This is a genomic window from Prochlorococcus sp. MIT 1314, from assembly GCF_034093315.1.
GTDB classification, from domain to species: Bacteria; Cyanobacteriota; Cyanobacteriia; order PCC-6307; family Cyanobiaceae; genus Prochlorococcus_A; species Prochlorococcus_A marinus_Y.
The window spans coordinates 1,443,857-1,463,582 of sequence record NZ_CP139300.1; the positions used below are offsets into that span (position 1 = coordinate 1,443,857).

The window sequence follows — 19,726 nt, forward strand, 5'->3', positions numbered from 1 at the left end:
CTTATGGATAAATTTCGTTAAGGAATTTTGAAAGTCCAATAGTTAAATCTCTTATAGACTTGGTTAATTCTTTATCTTTAGTCAATTTTTCAAAGTCATCGCTCATATCATCTATTTTGCTGGAGATGGATCTTGCAGTATTAATTGTCAACTTAATGTCATTAAGAGTTTCTTTGTCATCTACAGTAGATAAGATGTTATTCAAATGTTTAGCCGCAATTGTAATTTCTTTTATTAAAGGTTCAACTCTAAGTATTTCTTGTTTCGATAAATAAATTAATTCATCAAGGTTTTCTTGTGTTTTATCAAATTGATCCATTGACTTAACGATATTCTCAATTAAATTTTCTTGATTTGATTCTTTCAAAAGTTGACTTATTCTATTAGTTATATTTGAAAGACTTGATAGTTGTTTCCCAGTGATAATATCTCCCTGGCAAATGATTAATTTGTTATCGCATTTTTCGGATGTAGGCTTTGCGATGTTTTTAGGAATTTCCTTATCACTAGTTTCTAAAGCGACTTGTACATCTCCGCCCAGAAAAGAATTCGTCACTACCCTTGCAAATGCTGGCCTAGGTAGAATAATATCAGGATTATTTAAAACTACTTTTGCTTTAATTGATTCACTTGTAAACAAGATATCTTCTATTGATCCCACTAAAATTCCTCTGTATGTCACTGGAGATTTTTTTGATAAACCGCTTGCGTTGTTAAATTCAGCAAAGAGGTGCCAATTTTTTGAAGATAATCTTACTCCTCTTAGCCAAAAAGAAAAAAATGTAAATATTAAAATTCCTCCTAATAAGGAAAATCCAACTATTGAATCTCGTAAGCTTCTACGCATAATTGCTAAATGTCTTTGGGTTGCATTGGACCATCAAGTTTTCCATGCCTAAATTGAAATACATAGGGATCATTACTCTCCTTGAATTCATCGATTGAACCTCCCCATCTAAATTTGCCTCCGTAAAGCATTAAAACTTTATCTGAAGTCCTTTCTATAGTACTAAGAACATGGCTAACCACAATAGATGATCCGTTGGCTTTATCATTTGTCTTATTTATTAAATCTTCAATTCTTGATGAGGCAATTGGATCAAGGCCCGCAGTCGGTTCATCAAAAAGTAATAAAGGTTTAGTATTTGTATTAAGAGTTTGATCCGTAATTAAAGCTCTAGCAAAACTTACTCTTTTTTGCATTCCTCCGCTTAATTCATTTGGAAGTTTATTCTCAACATTAAATAATCCAACCTCAGCTAAACATTCACTTACGATTTCATGGATTAACTTTTTAGATAGGTTTTTATTTCTTTTAAGAAGAAAACCTACATTTTCTTCAATAGTTAAAGATCCTAATAATGCTGGGTTCTGAAAAACTAGTCTTACATCAGGAGGATTATTTTGATCTAACCTTAAATATTTCTGTTTCTCTCCAAATATTTTTAATTCTCCATCGGTAGGCAAAATTAGCCCTGCTAATATTTTTAATATAGTTGATTTGCCAGAGCCAGACGGGCCAACAATAGCTAATTTCTCTCCATCATTAAGTACAAAATTTATTTGATTAAGCACATTAACTTGCCCCCAGCTTATTGACAGGCTTGTTGTTTCAACTGCACGCTTTGATTTTTTCAAAACCTTTATTAAAGAAAAAGTTATCTTCTATTACATATTGCCTATTTTTAGGAATAAAAAAAAGGATGTAGTATTTGATTTATAATGAAAATATGTAGTTTTTTATTTGAGAAAAAATAATTTAAGAGGTTTTTAATGAATAAGCGTAAAAAAAGATTAAGAAGATATTATAAAAATTTTAAAAAGTCCAATTTTGTCTTTTTAGACAAGATTTTAAGAATTATGAGTTGGCTCTTGCCAGGACTGGTAATTAAAAGATGGATGATTACATCTGCGATAGGATTTTTGACTACATTATTAGGCCTAGCAATTTGGACAAATTTAAGGCCAATTTATTGGCTTATTGAAATATTTTTTTGGTTAATGACAGTTTTAACTAGAGTCTTGCCTGTTTCATTATTGGGACCATTAATTTTTGTTATTGGACTTTTATTAATAGGGATTGGGCAAAATAGAAGTATTAACTCTATTCAAAAAGCGCTTGTTCCAGAAAAAAATACATTTTTAGTTGATGCATTAAGAGTTAAGAGTAAATTAAAAAGAGGTCCTAATATTGTCGCAATTGGAGGAGGTACAGGTTTATCTACTTTATTGAAAGGCTTAAAAAATTACAGTAGTAATATTACAGCAATAGTAACTGTATCTGATGATGGTGGAAGTAGCGGAATTCTAAGAAAACAATTAGGTGTGCAGCCTCCAGGAGATATTAGAAATTGTTTGGCGGCCTTATCAAACGAAGAACCCATCTTAACAAGATTATTTCAATATAGATTTTCAGGAGGAAGCGGTCTAGAGGGTCATAGCTTTGGAAATCTATTCTTATCAGCTTTAACAACAATTACAGGTAGTTTAGAAAAAGCAGTTCAAGCCTCTAGTAAAGTTTTGGCAGTACAAGGTCAAGTTTTACCGGCAACAAATATTGATGTTATGTTGTGGGCCGAATTAGAGGATGGTGAAAGAATTTTTGGTGAAAGCAATATCAGCAAATCTAAAAAATTAATTTCTAGGATTGGTTACCTACCAGAAAATCCTTCTGCTTTACCGAGTGCGCTTGAATCTATAAAAGACGCTGATTTGATTGTTCTTGGGCCAGGCAGTCTTTATACTTCTTTATTGCCTAATTTATTAGTGCCAGAAATAGTAGATGCTTTATTAAAAAGTAATGCTCCCAAAATTTACATAAGTAATTTGATGACTCAGCCTGGCGAAACAGATGGGCTTGATGTTTATCAACATATCAAATCAATAGAAAAACAATTATCAAATTTTGGAGTTAATACTCGAATTTTTAACGCAATTTTATCCCAAGTTCAATTTGAAAAGTCTCCATTAATAGACTATTACGAGAGTAGAGGGGCAGAACCTGTCCAATGTAATAAAGAGAAATTATTATCTGAGGGTTATTATGTTCTACAGGCACCATTATATTCAAAAAGAATAACTCCTACTCTTAGGCATGATCCGAGAAGACTAGGAAGAGCAGTTATGTTTACATACCGTAAATTAAAGAAATTAAACTAATAAGCATCTTGAAGTTCATAGAAGTCTGGTTGAATATAGTCTTTCCTTAATGGCCATCCTCTCCAATCTTCAGGCATTAATAGTCTTTTAGGATTTGGATGATCAAGAAAATTTATTCCATACATGTCATATGTTTCTCTTTCTTGCCAATCACTTCCTTTAAAAATTTTATACAAACTAGGAATTGATAAATCAGAATCTCGTTTCAAGAAAACTTTTAACCTGACTTCTTTAATCTTTTCGATTTTTTGTAAATCATCAACAGTTATAAAATGATAGAAACTAACAAGATTTTTGCCTGGACCCTCATCATAGCCACCTTGACATTCAAGATAGTTGAAACCGTAATTTCTTAAAGCCGATACTGCTTCATATAATTTGCTAGGTTCTACAGAAATATTTTCTATTCCAATGTGATCATTAGCCAATGATTGATTTGGAATTCCATCTTTAGATAAAGATTGACTTACAAATCCTTCTTTTTCTATTGAAGCATCTGAGGATTTAGCTAAACCGTCTTTTTCCATTAAACTTGGTCTCTATTGATAATTTTAGTGTTTTCGCTGTTCTCAGATAATTCAATTATTTTTTCTTTATTGGAGGAAGAGATAACATTTGTTGAAGTTTTATTTAAATATTCACCAGTATTTTCAGAGAAAACAAGATTCATTTCGTGATCTAATGTTAAGTACCTGTGGGTTTGCTCTGTTTTTGTCCGTTCTAGAATTGATTCATCGCCAACTTTTTTTCTTAATTTTATTACAGCATCAAAGATTGCTTCTGGTCTTGGTGGACATCCTGGAAGGTAAAGATCAACAGGTATCAATTTATCAACACCTCGAACAGCGGTAGTAGAATCTGCGCTAAACATACCTCCTGTGATAGTACAAGCCCCCATTGCAATTACATATTTTGGTTCAGGCATCTGTTCATAAAGTCTTACTAGAGCTGGAGCCATCTTCATTGTTACTGTACCTGCAACTATTAATAGATCAGCTTGTCTTGGAGAGCTTCTTGGGACTAATCCAAATCTATCAAAATCAAATCTAGAACCAATTAGGGCAGCAAATTCAATAAAACAACAAGCAGTACCGTAAAGAAGAGGCCAAAGACTACTTAATCTGGCCCAATTATGAAGATCGTCTAGACTTGTAAGGATAATATTTTCACTTAAATCCGTAGTTACTTGTGGTGCCCCAAGCGGATTACAGGTTCCTTCTCTGATTTCTCTGATTGCTTTCGGGGATAATTGTTGGTTCAATTTTTTAACTCCATTCTAAAGCACCTTTTCTCCATGCGTAAGCCAAAGCGATAACAAGTATTGCAATGAAAATTAATGCCTCAATAAATGCTAACAAGCCTAATCTATTGAAGGCAACAGCCCAAGGGTAAAGGAATACTGTCTCTACATCAAATATAACGAAAACTAAGGCGAACATGTAATAACGAATATTAAATTGTATCCATGCTCCTCCAATAGGCTCCATACCAGACTCATATGTTAGTTTTCTTTCTCCACTTCTGCCTTTAGGAGCAACTATAAAATTAGTAACCAGAGCTAGTATTGGAACAGCGGCAGCAATTATCAGAAAACCTAGAAAATATTCATAGCCAGTTAATAAAAACATTTTAAAAATTAATTTTGAATAAAATTCGCTTAATTAAGCAAAATCTTTTAAAGTTCTTAAAGAACAATAATAAACCGTGAGTGAAAACATTCAACCAGCATCTGAGGAAAACAAAATAGTTGAGAATTTTGAGAAAGAAAAACTTCTTAAATACTCATCAGTAGTAGATTCTGAACAACCTACAATCAATTTAGAACAAAATAGATTCGAATGTAGAAGTTGTGGATACATTTATGATCCGTCTGAAGGAAATAAAAAATTAAATATACCCAAAAATACTCCATTTTCAGATTTAGATGGTAAAACATTTGCTTGTCCAGTTTGCAGAGCTGGAAAGAACTTTTATAAAGATATAGGTCCAAAATCTAAACCTAGTGGTTTTGAAGAAAATTTAACTTATGGATTTGGCTTCAATAGCTTGCCCCCTGGTCAAAAAAATATATTAATTTTTGGTGGTTTAGCATTTGCAGCTGCATGTTTCCTTTCTTTGTACTCTTTGCATTAATATATATAAATGAAAAAAATTTTTACAAGCATACCAAATCTTCTCTTAACCTTATTTCTCTGCTTTATTTTGAGCAGTTGTTCATCTACAGGAGTTAAGTTGAATGATGGTAGTCCCTGGGAAACAATTCAATTTGAAGATCAGGCGAATGTCTTAGATGTTGATTTTATAGATAATAAAAATGGTTTCTTAGTAGGTTCTAATAGACTTATTATGGAAACGAATGATGGTGGAGAAACGTGGGAAAAAAGAGATCTAGATTTGCCAAGTGAAGAAAACTTTCGTCTATTAGACATTGATTTTAAAGGTGAAGAGGGATGGTTGATTGGCCAGCCTTCATTAGTAATGCATACATTTGATTCGGGGAAAAATTGGACTCGTTTGTCCTTAGGTAATAAATTACCAGGGCAACCATATCTCATAACAACCGTTGATGATGGCATTGCAGAATTGGCCACGACTGCAGGTGCTATATATAAAACGACAGATAGCGGTGAATCATGGAATGCGAAAGTTGTAGATGCCTCAGGTTCTGGAGGGGTTAGAGATCTAAGGAGAAATACTAATGGAAATTATGTCAGTGTAAGTAGTTTGGGGAATTTCTTTTCAACACTTGATAATAATGATGATACTTGGGTCGCACATCAAAGAGCTAGTAGTAAAAGGGTTCAAAGCATTGGATTCAATCCTTCGGGGAATTTGTGGATGTTATCTAGAGGTGCTGAAATTAGGTTCAATGAAGAAAGTGAAGATATCGAAAGTTGGTCTAAACCTATAGTACCAATTTTGAATGGATATAATTACCTCGATCTAGGATGGGACCCTAATGGAGATATTTGGGCTGGAGGAGGTAATGGGACTCTTATTGTAAGCAAAGATAAGGGTAAAACTTGGAACTCTGATCCAATAGCTTCTTCATTGCCAACTAACTACATTAAGATTATCTTTCTAAATAAAGATCAAATTGACACTCAAAAGGGCTTTGTTCTTGGGGAGCGTGGTTACATACTTAAGTGGAAAGGATAAATTTAAATATGTATTTAAAAATAAAAAAAATCTTAATTTTGCATCAATTTAGCAACTGTCTGTAACCAAGCTCTTAATATCTTCGCAAACATATGATTTTACCTTGTAAGATCATAGAGTAAATAATTGTGATTATGGCCGCAGGATCAACGGGTGAACGCCCATTTTTTGAAATAATAACCAGTGTTAGATACTGGATTATTCACGCAGTAACACTTCCAGCAATCTTTATAGCAGGCTTTCTGTTCGTATATACAGGCCTAGCTTACGATGCGTTTGGAACTCCTCGTCCAGATAGCTATTTTCAAGCATCTGAATCTAAAGCCCCTGTCGTTACTCAAAGGTATGACGCTAAGTCTCAATTAGATTTAAGAACAAAATAAAAATGACTAATTCACAAGCTCCAATGCAGGCTGCAGAAGTCCGCGTTTATCCAATTTTTACTGTTCGTTGGCTTGCAGTTCACGCTCTTGCGATACCTTCAGTATTTTTCTTAGGTGCCATTGCAGCAATGCAATTTATCAGACGTTAACTTTATTCATTATGCAAGTAAACGAAAATCCGAACAAAGTTCCTGTAGAACTTAATCGCACAAGCCTTTACCTAGGTTTATTATCAGTATTTGTTTTGGGAATCTTATTTTCCAGTTATTTCTTCAACTAAATTAAAATCATGAGTAAATTAAAAGGCCCTGATGGCAGAATCCCAGACAGGTTGCCAGATGGCAGACCAGCAGTAGCATGGGAAAGAAGGTGGACTGAGGGAACTCTTCCACTCTGGCTTGTTGCCACAGCTGGGGGTATCGCAGTTATATTCGTTTTAGGAATATTTTTCTATGGTTCCTATAATGGAGTAGGTTCAGCATAAAATTCTTAAATTTTTAGGTTGTTTCTAATAATCTAAGATTTCAATAAGAATCTATAAATATCTCTAATTTTTCCTTTGTGGAATTAGGGATATTTTCTTTTTGGGTTATCAAGCCATCTTTTAATGAAAAATGAGACTTGCTTTTTGGTCTCTCTTTCTCAATAACTTTAGCCAATTCAGATATTATTTTATTAGCGACTTCAGTATTCGATCTAAGATTATCCAAAACCATCTCAACAGATACTTCTTGATGCGTTTCATGCCAGCAATCATAATCAGTAACCATAGATAATGAGGAATAAGCTATCTCAGCCTCTTTTGCTAATCTTGCCTCCGTATGATTTGTCATTCCTATTATCGAACAGCCCCAACTTCTATATAAATTGGATTCTGCTCGGGTTGAAAAAGCTGGCCCTTCCATTGCTAAATAAGTTCCTCCTCTATGTAATTGTCTCCCGCCAGGAATATGTTTTTCTCCAACTTCACCCAATATTCTGGATAAATTTGTACAAAAAGGATCCCCCATAGTGACATGAGCAACTGCACCATCATTAAAGAATGATGCAGGTCTATTTTGAGTTCTGTCTATAAATTGGTCAGGTACAACTATATCTAATGGTCTGATTTGTTCTTGAAGGGAGCCAACTGCTGATGGAGCGACAATCCATCTTACGCCTATTGATCTTAGAGCCCAAATATTAGCTTTATAAGGAATTTCAGTAGGATTTAATCGATGTGTTCTTCCATGTCTTGGAATGAACGCTATCTCTAAATTGCCAAGCTTATATACTCTTATTGAATCAGAAGGTTTACCATAGGGAGTATTGATTTCTATTTCTCTTAAATACTCTATTTGATCCATTGAGTAAAATCCGCTCCCACCTATTATGCCTAATCTTGAATGTTCAATTGGTAGTAAATGTTCTTTATTCATTTTGATTTAAATGACGTTTAATCATCTAGTACTAATTGGAGGAGGACATACAAATGTTCTTTTAATTAAGAAATGGTTAATGAGTCCGAAATTAATGCCAGAAATTCCTGTTTCAATTATATCCACAGATTCTCATTTGGTTTATTCAGCGATGTTTCCATCGGTGATTTCAAAATCAATTTCTTTAGAAGAAAGTTTAATTGATATAAGATCATTAGCAAAAAATGCAAAAGTATCTTTTATTGAAGAAGAAGTAAAAGATATTGATTTTAATTTAAAAAAGATTGTTTTAAGAAATAGACCACCAGTGAATTATTCGAAGTTGGTTCTTAATTATGGAAGTCAAACAAGAATTCCAAATGAATTTAAGTCACTAGTTAAAAATAAAAATGCTTTTCCAATTAAACCTTTTTTGAGGGCTTATGACTTAATACAAAAAGAGGACATTTTTGATTCAGTTAATGAACTTCCATTTGTAATTGTTGGGAGTGGCCTTGCTGCAATTGAAGTATCATATGCTTTGAGAAGAAGATGGGAAGGTAGATCCTTAAAATTATTATGTGATTCAAGAAAACTTAATAATATAATTCTAAAAAGTTTACGGAATTCAAATATTGATTTAGTTGAAAACCTTGATTTTGATTGCGGCAAGATTCTTTTATGTACTGGAAATACATCCCCTTTATGGGCACAAAAAAAATTATTTGATTCGGATTCTAATGGCAGGATAATCACAAATCAGAATTTGCAGTTGAAAAGTTTCTCTGGAATCTTTGCTGTAGGTGATTGTGCAGTTTTAGATTCAGCAAAAAGACCAGCATCGGGAGTTTTTGCAGTAAAAGTTGTAAATACATTAGTCCAAAATCTAAAAAAGGATATAGAAGGGGGATCATTAAAAAAGTGGTTTCCTCAAAGGTTCGGGTTGCAAATAGTTAATATATTTCCAAGCCATCATCCAAAGGCTTTTGCTATTTATCGCAATTTTGTTTTTGGTCCTTCTTTTCTTTTTTGGATTTTTAAGCATAAAATTGACCTGAATTTTATTAACCAGTTCAGATCAAAAAGGCTAATTATGAAAAGTAGTGGAAAAAATATTTCATTGAATGATTGCAGGGGATGTGCCGCTAAAATTCCTCAGATTGTTTTGAATAAATCATTAATAGATTCTAGTTTAGATTCTTTTGCTTCATCCCCTGAAGATTCAGTTGAGATCTATCAAAATGGTCAAGATACTATCTTACAAAGTGTAGATGGATTCCCTGCTTTGGTGAGCGATCCTTGGCTTAATGCGAAAATTACTACTTTGCATGCTTGCTCAGATTTGTGGGCATGCGGAGCAAAACTTACATCAGCGCAGGCTTTAATATCATTGCCAAAAGTTGAAAGGGAATTTCAAAGTTACCTCTTTTCTCAATCCCTTCAAGGGATTAAATCAACCGTTGAGGATCATGGAGGCGAATTACTTGGAGGTCATACTTTCGAGGCAAGAAGTTTGGTCAATAAACCTTATTCATTAGGAATAGATATTTCTTTAACTGTCCAAGGCATCTTAAAAAATGGAGCAAAACCATGGCTTAAATCTGGAATGAATGATGGGGACATTCTTATGATGTCTAGACCTCTCGGAGTTGGGATTTACTTTGCCAGTCAAATGCAAAATATTAATATTTTAGGTAGTTCTTCTGAAATAATTAATAATTTAGTACAGAGTCAGCAATATTTGATTGATGAAATTTATCTTTTTCAAGATCAATTTAAAGAATCATTAGTCAATGCTGCTACTGATATTACTGGATATGGATTTATAGGCCATCTTAAAGAGATGGTTGAATCATCTAATTTATATAGGGAAAGTAATAATTTAGAGCCTTTAAAAGTTTTTCTAGATTTATTAGCATTTAAAGCTTATCCTGGAGTATTTGATTTAATAAGAAAAGATATTAGAAGTACTCTCTTTGAATCTAATAAAGAAATTTTTGACACAATTTATGAAGGAAATCAGCAAAAAAGAATAATTAATTTCTTCAACGAAAATTCATTAGATAAAGAGACTTTTTACGAGAGAATATCATTACTATTGGATCCGCAAACATGTGGCCCCTTGTTGATTAGCTGCAATCGTAAATTTGAAAATACTCTAAAAGATAAATGGTACAAGGTTGGAGAAGTTGTAAAAATGTAATCAATTTCTATGCAATTTATCAATTTCTAAATATCTCAATCTTTTAATTTCTTTCCCCATTTCCTTCCCTGGCTCCCATCCTTCTTTTTTTAATGTTTCTCCATCTTTTTTAGATTTTATGGATTTGTAAATAAATAACCACTTAAACAAGTTACGCCAGTAAGGACCCCCATCACAAATTAATAATTTGACTGTTTCGTCATCAAGGTTTCTGTTCTCAATAAATTCTGTCCAACTTGATGCTGAATAATTTTTGTATTTATCTTCCTTGGTTTTTAATTTCTTTTTTATATTTAAATAATCTTCTAATATTTTCTTTTCACTATGATTTATCAAAAATCTTTGGCATGCTTTCTCTAAATTTTCTGCATCTTTTAACAAGAATAGGATGTAATTTCCATTCAAGCTCTTAATCCACTTTAGTCCTCTTAAAAACCTTTTATCGACTTTAATATTTTCATTTAAGATTGAGATAATTTCCCATTTATCAATTATTGAAATTACATTATTCAAGTTATCGTGTTTGTATATTTCAGCTAGTTCCATCCTTATTCGTATGCCGAGTGCAGGAGGGAAAATCATTTTCTGATGTGTTGCTGAACTTCTCCACGGCCATTGTTTAACCGTTTCTTGAGATTGTTTAAGGGAATTTCTTGAAATATTGAAATCTAACCTCGAAGCATATTTTGCACATCTAATTAATCTACTAGGATCATCTGAAATACTATTACTGTGAAGTAAGTTCAATTTTTTGCTTTTTATATCAGAAATTCCTCCATAAAGATCAAAGATTTTCCTTGTTGAGACCTCGAAGGCTATTGAATTTATAGTGAAATCTCTCCTCTTAAGATCCTCCTTAATTGTACTATTAGTTACTATTGGATTTACCCCTGGAGCAGAATAAATTTCTTTTCTTGCAGAAGCAATATCAATTTTATAGTCATTTATATTTATTTCCACAGTGTTGTATAAATGAAATTCCTTGATTAAACAAATCTCAACATTTACAATATTTTTTTTTATAAATTTTGCCAGAGAAATAGAGGAACCCTCAATAACAAGATCTATATCCACAGGTTCAGAAAAAGATTTTTTGTGGAATTTACTAACTAATAAATCCCTTAAATAACCGCCAACAAAAGCTACCTTAGTATTATTATGTGATTCTATGTATTTAGTAATTAGGTTATATAGATTAAATGGAATTTTGATTAATTCCCCATGTATATATTCAGAAATATCATTCATTAATTTTAACTTACATAACGAATTGGAGCTAATCTAGGATCTAGAATTTTACTCCCTTTATCACCAAATTTTACCGCTAAAGATATTTTTTCACCGCTCCCAAAAATATGTATTATCTCACCTTTCCCAAATTTTGAGTGAATTAGCTTATCTCCAACTATCCAGCTTTTCCCTTTACTTGGTCCTGAATATAATTTCCTTACTGCATTTATTGGTTTGTTAACAAATTCATTTGGATTGTTTCGATCAACTCTTGTTAAACGATCAAGGTGCCAATCTCTTCTGATTGAAGCACCACCAGTCTGAGGTAATTCACCATCCATTAAATCTTCAGGTATTTCCGAAAGAAATATTGAAGGAATTGTTGCTTCACGCATTCCACCCCATAATCTTCTTTCTCTAGCATGACTTAAGAAAACTCTTTCTTTTGCTCTAGTAATACCTACGTAGCATAATCTTCTTTCCTCCTCCAGCAGTGAGGGAGTATCTATTGATCTATGACTCGGGAATAGACCTTGTTCTAGTCCAGTTATAAAAACATTTTGAAATTCTAAACCCTTACTATTGTGCAGAGTCATAAGAGTTACAGAGTTGGGATTATTTTTCTTCGTATCATTATCAGTTGTTAAGGCCGCTGTAGAGAGAAATCCCTCTACATCTCCATTTTCTGTCTCTTCTTCATATTGAGTAGCTGCATTAATTAGTTCTTGTAAGTTATTTCGTCTTTCTTCAGATTCTTCAGTCCCACTAGATAGCAAGTCACTTAAATAGCCACTTTTTTCTAAGATTAGTTGTAGTAGTTGAGCAGGGCCTGAATTTTCTAGATAACAAAGTAGATCATTCATCACTTCAGTAAATTTTTTAATTCCTTTTGATGATCTGCCTATTGTTTCTTCAAGACTTTGCTTATCATTAAGAATCTCCCATAATGGAATATTTAATCTGTTAGATAGGTCATTAAGTTTTTGAATAGTAGTCTTACCAATCCCTCTTCTCGGAACATTTATGATACGCAAAAGACTAACGGTATCTGACGAATTAACAAGAACTTTCAAATAGGCTATTGCATCTTTAATTTCCCTTCTATCATAAAAACGCAATCCTCCGAAAATTGTATAGGGAATGCGCCACCTTACAAGAGATTCCTCTAATACTCTTGACTGAGCTCTTGTTCGATATAAAATTGCAAAATTTCTCCAAATTGGGTTTTGATTATAATTATTGAGTGCTTTTATTTTATTGGTAATTGCCTCTGCCTCAGAAATTTCATCATCACAGTTGAGTAACTTTAAAAGTTCTCCTTTTTCTTTAGTAGCCCTTAAAACTTTGTCAATTCTTTCAGAGTTGTTTTCAATTAATGAGTTTGCAGCATCAAGGATATTAGAAGATGACCTATAATTTTCTTCTAATTTGATTAAAGATGATTTTGTATCGTCATGAATTGTAGTTTTAAAATCGTCTTGAAAACCAATTAGAATTCTGAAGTCAGCTGCTCTGAAACTATAAATACTTTGATCAGCATCACCTACAACAAAAATTGAACGATCTTCCCAATTAAAGAAATTTTTTGGTTCAGTATTTCCAGCCGTAATTAATTTTATAAGTTCATATTGTGTTCTATTTGTATCTTGATATTCATCAACTAGGATATGTTTAAATCTTTTGTGCCAGTAATCTCTTACTACATCATTTTGCCTCAATAAGAAAACAGGCAAAAGTAGAAGATCATCAAAATCTAAAGAATTATTTTTTGAAAGCGAAATCCTATATCTCTTGTAGGCTTCTGCAACTGTTTTGTCAAAATTATTATTTGCTTTTTCTAAAAGATCATTGGAAGTTAGGCATTGATTTTTAGCATTACTAATTAATCTTTTAATCTTTTTGGGATCATATCTTTTGGGATCAAGATTCATTTCTTGACTGATAATTTCTTTTACTAATGTCTGAGAATCTGTTTCATCGTAAATTGAAAATTGCCTTGTCCATCTTAATCCTTCTGGGTCATTATATTTTTCAATATCGTATCTGAGAAGTCTTGAAAATAAAGAATGAAAGGTGCCTATCCAAAGGTTCTGAAGCCTCTCTTGGTGAACGTTTGTTCTTAATTGATTTTGATCAATTTCTTTGAGAGTTTTCCAAGGCTGACCAAATTGATTAAAAGCTAATTCTTGGGCTAGAAGAACCTCTAATCTTGCTTTCATTTCTTTAGCAGCTTTGTTAGTAAAAGTGACTGCGAGAATGTTATAGGGATCTATAGAGTTATTTTCAATAAGATTTGCAATTCTGTGGGTAAGAGCTTTTGTCTTTCCGCTGCCTGCACCTGCTACAACTAATAGTGGTCCATAAACATGTTTTACTGCTTGAAGTTGCTCATTGTTTAAAGACTTAAAAAGAAAATTGTTAGTTTGAGACACTTTTGGAAGGGTTTTTCAAAAAATCAGACTTTACTTATGAGGTTCAGATTCAGTTTCTAGGTTTTCTAACGCTTTTTTTAAATTTATAAGTTCATTATTATTATTAATTATTTCTTCAAATTTATTTTGAGGCATTCTTAATTTCATACTACGGTCAATAATTTCTTTTTCCAATCTCTTTTTATATGAGGAAATAAGTTTCTTCGATAATTTTAAATCTTGTTGATCCAAAACTTTATTAAAAATTATTATCATATTAGCGGAAAAAAAATTTTTATTTGAATTATTTCAACTATCACTTTGGAATGCAGTTATTAATTAAGAAGCGTTGCATTAATTTTGAAATTATATTGTTTTAACTAGCTTTGTACTAACCTTAAAATCTAACTTTAAATTTTTTACTTCAGGAATGTCAGTTTCAAAGAATAATCAATTATTGTCCGCTGATAACAAACTAAATGATTTAAGTAATATAAAACAATTTATTAATAGTGCAAATTCTAGATTAGATGCAATCACCTCAATAACCAATAATTCACATGCAATTGCAGCAGATGCTGTAACAGCAATGATTTGTGAAAATCAAGATTCAGTTAATTCACAAATATCTTTAAATACAACTAACAAGATGTCCGTTTGTTTAAGAGACGGAGAAATAATCTTAAGGATTGTTGCTTATCTTTTAATTTCTAATGATGAATCAGTTTTAGAAAAAAGTTGTTTGAAGGATCTCAAAAATACTTATCTCGCTCTTGGGGTGCCTTTAAGAAATGCAAGAAGGGTTATTGAACTAATGCGAGATGCAACAATCTCTGATTTAAATTCAACAGTTAATAATATGCTAGGAAAGAAAGGCTTTCTTCCTGAACTAATATCTGAAACAGAGTTTCAATTTGAAAGGATACTTAATCTTTTAAACTAGCTAAATTCCTTATCTCTGAAGTATGGGAGGTCTGTATCAAGGAGTTATTGTCTAGATTTCTAATAGTAGAAAATCTGGATCTTATGTGAGTGGATAAAAAGGAAATTCTTTCTTCGGAAACTTTTGATTTGTAGATGGTTTTAATATGTAAGTTATTTTGTTCATCAACAAAATAATTGGATGATGTAATAAAGGATTCTGTATAACCTTTATTTCGTAAAACAATTCCTGAATTTTCATCCTTGGGTAAAAATATCAAAATAGTTTCATCTCCTTCACTCATATCATCTTCTTCCCAATCACTAATAGCTTGCCATTTTATAGAAATGGCTGTGTTCTCTAGGTTTAAACTTAATTTGTTATTTTTAAAAATTTCAATAACTTTTTTATTTTTTGAGTTGATATTTCTTATATATATTTTACTAGTTGAGTTTTCAAATTCCTGAAAAGCTAAAGTATGAGTACTTCTTATGGATTTCCACTCTCCTATACTTTGATCGATGAATTGATCAATTGTTTTTAGATTCTTCGTCAAGTTTATCTTCTACGGAATGATTTTCTGCTTTTTGAATCATTCTTACCATTGAATCCACCATTAATCTCTTTGCAGAAGTTACTTTTAATCCAGAAGGAGTGGTTGATATTTGTTCTCCAGGACGATCATGTGAAGTTGGTCTAAATGGAGTCATATAAGAACTTTAAAAAATTAATCGATTCCTATTCTTGCATGAATTCTTACTCATATAGTTGTTGTTTGCAAAAATGTTATATCTCTATTCTTTGATTAAAAAATTTTTAACTGTTTTGTTATTTAGGAATTTTATTTTTTGCTAATCCTGAAATAGTAGCTAATGCAAACATTCCTAAAAGAGCTACTCCCAGAAATAATCCTGCTCCCTGACTAACACCAGCTCCTACAGCTACTAGTATAGAATCACTGATCAGAAGACTTATTATTAATGCTGGAGTGAATATTTTCCAGCGAGTTCCTCCAATACCAATTGCATAGCTTAGAAAATCAAAAAGGCCAGTCATTAGTAAGCCTGTCATTAGAAAGAAATTTTCTTCTAGTTGGTTTTGATTAAAACTTTCAATTTTTTTCATTGCTTTTACGCCTACTAAATTCCTTACAGGGACTCGCCCATAATTTCTTGCAATAAAGAAAGCAGCTTGGCAAAAAACGATATCAGAAAAGATTATTGTCATGTAACCTTTTTGAAATCCTAATAATGAACCGGCTAGCAGAGAATAAGCTGAACTTGGAAGAGCCGGTAAAATAATACTTACTCCTCTTAGTATGAAAATTCCAAAAGGGGCCCAAATTCCCATACTTTCTATTTTGTTCCTTAGGGGTTCAATTCCATAATTTTGAATTAAAAAAATCAATACAACAAATATTGCGATAAAAAAAACTACTGAGAGAAATTTCTGTATTTTATTCATTATTGTTTAGTAAATTTATTGGGAGTAATTTCTTAATTTAATATTTGATTGTATCTATAATAGAAATACTAATCAATAAAAATTTTTACAAATTTTTAATCTTATATTTACTCCCGATAAAAAATTTTTGTATTTCATAAGTATTCATGATTGATTCTAAGAATAAAGTTAATCCAATATTTATTAGAAATTGCATTGGTTTAGTCCTTTTGATAATAGTTTCCATGTGTATTTCAATAAAACAATTAAATGCGTTGCCTCATGAATGGGTTGGAGTTCCTAAAAGTGAATATGGAGAACAATTATGGGATAGACAAAGTATTAAAAGGAATGAGGATGGTTCTGTGAGAGTATTGAGTAAATATATTCCCAAGACAAAAAGTGAAATTACTAAGGATATTCTCTACACAATGGATATTAATTGTTTTGAAAAATCATTTAGAGACGTTGATGTCTCTATAGATGAAGTAAATAAAAATTTAAATGATTTAGCTGATTGGCAAGATCCAAATGGAGATAAACTGATTTTGGGTGTTATTGGTCAAGTCTGCAGAGTCGAAAACTAAAAATTTTCAATTATAAAAAATAAAATTACGTAAAAATCACGAGTCCTCTATGTCTTAAAAGTATAAAACCCCGTCTAGGACAGGGTTATAAAGGTGCCAGGACCCAGATTTGAACTGGGGACACGGCGATTTTCAGTCGCCTGCTCTACCAACTGAGCTATCCCGGCTCCAACCTATATACTTTAAATTAAGATGTGTAGTTTGTGAAACCCTTTTCATTAAAAATTTTATATCTTTATCAAACATCAAAAATTATTTTTTTGAATTAATTGCTAATAAGGCAGTACCAAAAGAAGTGGTTTTATTACATGAAACTATTGGTATATTTATAATTTTTTCTCTTATTTTTCTCCACTGAGGGTTTTTTGAACCTCCACCAATAGTAATAATTTTTTTGGGAAGTGAACCTGTTAGTTTGCCTAGTTCTTCCCATCCTTTTAATTCGATCTTAGCTAGCCCCTCAAATAATGCATGTAAATAAAGTGAGTCGCTTACTGGTCTGGGACCAAGTATCGGCTCTAAATTAGAATTATTAACAGGAAATCTCTCTCCTTTACTATTCAGAGGTAAAAGATCCAAAGAAGTGTTTTCAGATGGATTAATTTGTCGACTGAGTTCCTTTATTTCTAAATCAGAAAAGAACTTAGACAAGATGCCGCATCCAGCATTTGATGCTCCTCCACATATCCAATCATCGTTTACTCTATGGATTGTAATGCCCTGTTTTTTTATAGGGTTATCAATAATTTTTTTAACCACAATTGTTGTTCCTAAAACTGTGAGACCATCTTCTTTACCTAAACCTGCAGCTATTAAACCTGCATTAGAGTCAGTGGTGCCCGAGGTTAATATTAATTTCTTATTTAAGTTAAATCTCTTTGATAAATCAGAATTTACTTGTCCAATATTTTTTCCACTTTTTACTATATGAGGTAGGCATTTTTGCCATGAAGTATTGAGATAGCCTTTTGGCCACGATTCTTTTTTTAGATCCCAACCAAGTTTTAGATTATTACCTTCTTCTCCATGAGTCCAATCTTTTAAAAACCAACCAGTGATCCAATCAGATTGATGTCGTAAAAGTATATTTGTCCCATATTTATCTATTAGCTTTAATGCTTTAGCAAGACTACTGTATGGAGTTCGCAGATGATCTTCTCCAGAAGTTAAGGAGTCAAGAAGGATCTTATGTTCAATACATGCTTGGTCATAGGGTATTGCTTCTCCCATCGGATCTCCTCGTAAATTGGATGCTATTAAAGTTCCTGAGGTGCCAGAGATAGCCAATTTATTAAGGTTAGTTTTTACCTCAATAGGTAAATTAATTAAGAGATTTTCACAAGCATTGATCCAAGAATTTGGATTTTTAAAGCCGTATGAATAAGTTACTGAATTTGAATATACTAATTTTTTATGAAGATTAATTATTGATATTCTTGCACCACTCGTTCCAAAATCTAAACCTCCATAAAAATTATCAGGCATAGAAAAAATATTTATAAAAAGATTTTGGAAGCCTCTATTAATTTGGCTGCTTTTTCTTCTACGTTTTCCCAGGGCAGCTCAAGATCTCTTCTGCCAAAATGTCCATAAGATGCAGTCTTTCTAAAAAATTTTCCTCCCATTTTTTTTGGTAGATTTCTTAAGTTAAATTCTTTTATTATTGCTGCTGGTCTTAAATCAAAGTGCTCTTTAATTAGCTCAGTCAAATTAGCTTGTGAAATAACACCAGTATCAAAAGTTTCCACGAGAATGGAAATTGGTTTTGCAACTCCAATTGCATAACTTAATTGTACTTCTGCTTTTTTTGCCAATTTTGCCTTAACTATACTTTTAGCTACATAACGTGCTGCATAAGCGGCTGATCTATCTACTTTTGTGGGATCTTTACCAGAAAATGCCCCTCCTCCGTGTCTTGCATATCCACCATAAGTATCTACAATAATTTTTCTACCAGTGAGCCCAGCATCTCCTTGAGGTCCACCTACGACAAATTTTCCCGTGGGGTTTACTAGAAATCTTGTTTCGCTAATGTTTGGTTTGATTTCTAAATCTTCAGTAGCAGGAATTACAACATGTGTCCATAAATCTTCTTTTATTCTTTGACGAATTTCTTCTTCATTTGTTACTCCATCAATCTCAGGATTATGTTGAGTTGAAATTAAAATCGTATTAATAGAGACTGGTAAACCTTTTTCGTAATTAATGCTTACTTGAGTTTTACCATCAGGGAGTAGATAATTAAGGACTTCTTCATGCCTCACTTTGGCAAGTTGAATGGCTAATCTATGAGCTAAGCTAATCGGTAAGGGCATTAATTCAGGCGTCTCATCGCATGCATAGCCGAACATTATGCCTTGGTCACCAGCTCCGGTATTATCTTCTAAATCATCGTTAACATCATCTGCATCGTTTACTCCTTGTGAAATATCTGGTGATTGTTCATCAAGTGCTACTAAAACAGCACAACTATTTGCGTCAAAACCACCTGCTCTATAGCCTTCATATCCAATTTCTTTAATTACATTTCTAACTAGTTTTATGTAATCGACTTTTGCTTTTGAAGTTATTTCTCCAGTAAGTAGACAAAGACCCGTGTTAACGACAGTTTCGCAGGCAACTCTACTTTCTGGATCTTCTGTTAATAAAGCATCTAAAACTGCGTCACTAATTTGATCACATATTTTGTCAGGATGACCTTCAGTTACGGATTCAGAAGTGAAAATGAAATCACTCATTTAAAAATAATTTTGAAATTAGACTTTATCCTAAATTAGACTATCGTTACAAATCAATTATTGTAAATTAAAAAATACTTGTACGAGAATAATG

At 32.3% G+C, this 19,726-nt stretch carries 24 protein-coding genes and 1 tRNA gene; 10 read left to right on the plus strand and 15 right to left on the minus strand.

Annotated elements, in window-relative coordinates; translation table 11 throughout:
- Position 1: 1 nt before the first annotated feature.
- Positions 2-847, minus strand: a complete 846-nt coding sequence (locus SOI86_RS08130; RefSeq protein WP_320681324.1) for an MlaD family protein — start codon at positions 845-847, stop codon at positions 2-4.
- Between the two features lie 5 nt (positions 848-852).
- Entirely contained in the window at positions 853-1,638 is a 786-nt protein-coding gene (locus SOI86_RS08135; protein ID WP_320681325.1) for an ABC transporter ATP-binding protein, read from the minus strand.
- A 135-nt stretch (positions 1,639-1,773) separates the two neighbouring features.
- Here SOI86_RS08135 and SOI86_RS08140 point away from each other — a divergent pair, with 135 nt between their 5' ends.
- The gene (locus SOI86_RS08140; protein WP_320681326.1) at positions 1,774-3,159 is read left to right on the plus strand and encodes a gluconeogenesis factor YvcK family protein; all 1,386 of its coding nucleotides are present in this window, start codon (positions 1,774-1,776) and stop codon (positions 3,157-3,159) included.
- Here the strand turns inward: SOI86_RS08140 and SOI86_RS08145 are convergent.
- Genes SOI86_RS08145 through SOI86_RS08155 form a run of 3 tightly spaced genes read right to left on the minus strand, consistent with a single transcriptional unit; the run spans position 3,156 to position 4,787 of the window.
- Complete coding sequence (locus SOI86_RS08145) at positions 3,156-3,686, minus strand: NAD(P)H-quinone oxidoreductase subunit J (RefSeq protein ID WP_320681327.1); 531 nt, start codon at positions 3,684-3,686, stop codon at positions 3,156-3,158. The genes SOI86_RS08140 and SOI86_RS08145 overlap by 4 nt on opposite strands.
- Entirely contained in the window at positions 3,686-4,420 is a 735-nt protein-coding gene (locus SOI86_RS08150) for an NADH dehydrogenase subunit K (RefSeq protein WP_414477936.1), read from the minus strand. Before SOI86_RS08150 ends, SOI86_RS08145 begins: the two co-directional genes overlap by 1 nt.
- Before the next feature lie 4 nt (positions 4,421-4,424).
- Complete coding sequence (locus SOI86_RS08155) at positions 4,425-4,787, minus strand: NAD(P)H-quinone oxidoreductase subunit 3 (protein ID WP_320681328.1); 363 nt, start codon at positions 4,785-4,787, stop codon at positions 4,425-4,427.
- Between the two features lie 76 nt (positions 4,788-4,863).
- Here SOI86_RS08155 and SOI86_RS08160 point away from each other — a divergent pair, with 76 nt between their 5' ends.
- The 6 genes from SOI86_RS08160 to SOI86_RS08185 all read left to right on the plus strand — a co-directional run bounded on the left by SOI86_RS08160 (position 4,864) and on the right by SOI86_RS08185 (position 7,185).
- Entirely contained in the window at positions 4,864-5,292 is a 429-nt protein-coding gene (locus tag SOI86_RS08160) for a rubredoxin (protein WP_320681329.1), read from the plus strand.
- A gap of 9 nt (positions 5,293-5,301) precedes the next feature.
- Positions 5,302-6,318: a photosynthesis system II assembly factor Ycf48 gene (locus SOI86_RS08165; protein WP_320681330.1), complete on the plus strand. Its 1,017-nt coding sequence runs from the start codon at positions 5,302-5,304 to the stop codon at positions 6,316-6,318.
- 134 nt (positions 6,319-6,452) lie between these two features.
- Positions 6,453-6,701 (plus strand): cytochrome b559 subunit alpha, encoded by a 249-nt coding sequence (gene psbE, locus SOI86_RS08170; RefSeq protein ID WP_025929748.1) that lies wholly within the window; start codon positions 6,453-6,455, stop codon positions 6,699-6,701.
- 2 nt (positions 6,702-6,703) lie between these two features.
- Positions 6,704-6,850: a cytochrome b559 subunit beta gene (gene psbF, locus SOI86_RS08175; RefSeq protein ID WP_025929749.1), complete on the plus strand. Its 147-nt coding sequence runs from the start codon at positions 6,704-6,706 to the stop codon at positions 6,848-6,850.
- 11 nt (positions 6,851-6,861) lie between these two features.
- Positions 6,862-6,981, plus strand: coding sequence for a photosystem II reaction center protein L (locus tag SOI86_RS08180; RefSeq protein WP_002806119.1), 120 nt, complete (start codon positions 6,862-6,864; stop codon positions 6,979-6,981).
- Positions 6,982-6,990: 9 nt separating this feature from the next.
- A complete protein-coding gene (locus SOI86_RS08185) occupies positions 6,991-7,185 on the plus strand; it encodes a photosystem II reaction center protein J (protein WP_209082923.1) in 195 nt (64 codons plus the stop codon).
- 40 nt (positions 7,186-7,225) lie between these two features.
- Here SOI86_RS08185 and mtnP read toward each other — a convergent pair whose 3' ends face one another.
- Positions 7,226-8,119 (minus strand): S-methyl-5'-thioadenosine phosphorylase, encoded by an 894-nt coding sequence (gene mtnP, locus SOI86_RS08190; RefSeq protein WP_320681331.1) that lies wholly within the window; start codon positions 8,117-8,119, stop codon positions 7,226-7,228.
- A 10-nt stretch (positions 8,120-8,129) separates the two neighbouring features.
- Here mtnP and selD point away from each other — a divergent pair, with 10 nt between their 5' ends.
- Positions 8,130-10,301: a selenide, water dikinase SelD gene (selD, locus tag SOI86_RS08195; protein ID WP_320681332.1), complete on the plus strand. Its 2,172-nt coding sequence runs from the start codon at positions 8,130-8,132 to the stop codon at positions 10,299-10,301.
- Here the strand turns inward: selD and SOI86_RS08200 are convergent, their stop codons facing one another.
- Genes SOI86_RS08200 through SOI86_RS08210 form a run of 3 tightly spaced genes read right to left on the minus strand, consistent with a single transcriptional unit; the run spans position 10,302 to position 14,194 of the window.
- On the minus strand, positions 10,302-11,549 hold the full coding sequence (locus SOI86_RS08200) for a CCA tRNA nucleotidyltransferase (protein WP_320681333.1): 1,248 nt from the start codon (positions 11,547-11,549) through the stop codon (positions 10,302-10,304). It abuts the gene before it with no gap.
- 5 nt (positions 11,550-11,554) lie between these two features.
- Positions 11,555-13,963, minus strand: coding sequence for a UvrD-helicase domain-containing protein (locus tag SOI86_RS08205; RefSeq protein WP_320681334.1), 2,409 nt, complete (start codon positions 13,961-13,963; stop codon positions 11,555-11,557).
- Positions 13,964-13,993: 30 nt separating this feature from the next.
- A complete protein-coding gene (locus SOI86_RS08210) occupies positions 13,994-14,194 on the minus strand; it encodes a hypothetical protein (RefSeq protein WP_320681335.1) in 201 nt (66 codons plus the stop codon).
- Positions 14,195-14,372: 178 nt separating this feature from the next.
- Between SOI86_RS08210 and SOI86_RS08215 the strand changes: the two genes are divergently transcribed.
- Positions 14,373-14,885: an R-phycoerythrin subunit beta gene (locus tag SOI86_RS08215; RefSeq protein WP_320681336.1), complete on the plus strand. Its 513-nt coding sequence runs from the start codon at positions 14,373-14,375 to the stop codon at positions 14,883-14,885.
- Here SOI86_RS08215 and SOI86_RS08220 read toward each other — a convergent pair.
- The 3 genes from SOI86_RS08220 to SOI86_RS08230 all read right to left on the minus strand — a co-directional run bounded on the left by SOI86_RS08220 (position 14,869) and on the right by SOI86_RS08230 (position 16,328).
- Positions 14,869-15,420 (minus strand): phycobiliprotein lyase, encoded by a 552-nt coding sequence (locus SOI86_RS08220; protein WP_320681337.1) that lies wholly within the window; start codon positions 15,418-15,420, stop codon positions 14,869-14,871. The two genes, SOI86_RS08215 and SOI86_RS08220, sit on opposite strands and share 17 nt — an antisense overlap.
- A complete protein-coding gene (locus SOI86_RS08225) occupies positions 15,395-15,574 on the minus strand; it encodes a hypothetical protein (protein WP_320681338.1) in 180 nt (59 codons plus the stop codon). The genes SOI86_RS08220 and SOI86_RS08225 overlap by 26 nt, the downstream gene beginning before the upstream one ends.
- Positions 15,575-15,692: 118 nt before the next feature.
- Complete coding sequence (locus tag SOI86_RS08230; protein ID WP_320681339.1) at positions 15,693-16,328, minus strand: TVP38/TMEM64 family protein; 636 nt, start codon at positions 16,326-16,328, stop codon at positions 15,693-15,695.
- Positions 16,329-16,474: 146 nt separating this feature from the next.
- Here SOI86_RS08230 and SOI86_RS08235 point away from each other — a divergent pair, with 146 nt between their 5' ends.
- Positions 16,475-16,894: a hypothetical protein gene (locus SOI86_RS08235; protein ID WP_320681340.1), complete on the plus strand. Its 420-nt coding sequence runs from the start codon at positions 16,475-16,477 to the stop codon at positions 16,892-16,894.
- 94 nt (positions 16,895-16,988) lie between these two features.
- On the opposite strand, the gene SOI86_RS08240 is transcribed toward SOI86_RS08235, so the two are convergent.
- The 3 genes from SOI86_RS08240 to metK all read right to left on the minus strand — a co-directional run bounded on the left by SOI86_RS08240 (position 16,989) and on the right by metK (position 19,632).
- A tRNA-Phe gene (locus SOI86_RS08240) sits at positions 16,989-17,061 on the minus strand.
- A gap of 85 nt (positions 17,062-17,146) precedes the next feature.
- A complete protein-coding gene (locus tag SOI86_RS08245; protein WP_320681341.1) occupies positions 17,147-18,379 on the minus strand; it encodes an FGGY-family carbohydrate kinase in 1,233 nt (410 codons plus the stop codon).
- An 11-nt stretch (positions 18,380-18,390) separates the two neighbouring features.
- Positions 18,391-19,632 (minus strand): methionine adenosyltransferase, encoded by a 1,242-nt coding sequence (gene metK, locus SOI86_RS08250; RefSeq protein WP_320681342.1) that lies wholly within the window; start codon positions 19,630-19,632, stop codon positions 18,391-18,393.
- Positions 19,633-19,726 lie beyond the last annotated feature (94 nt).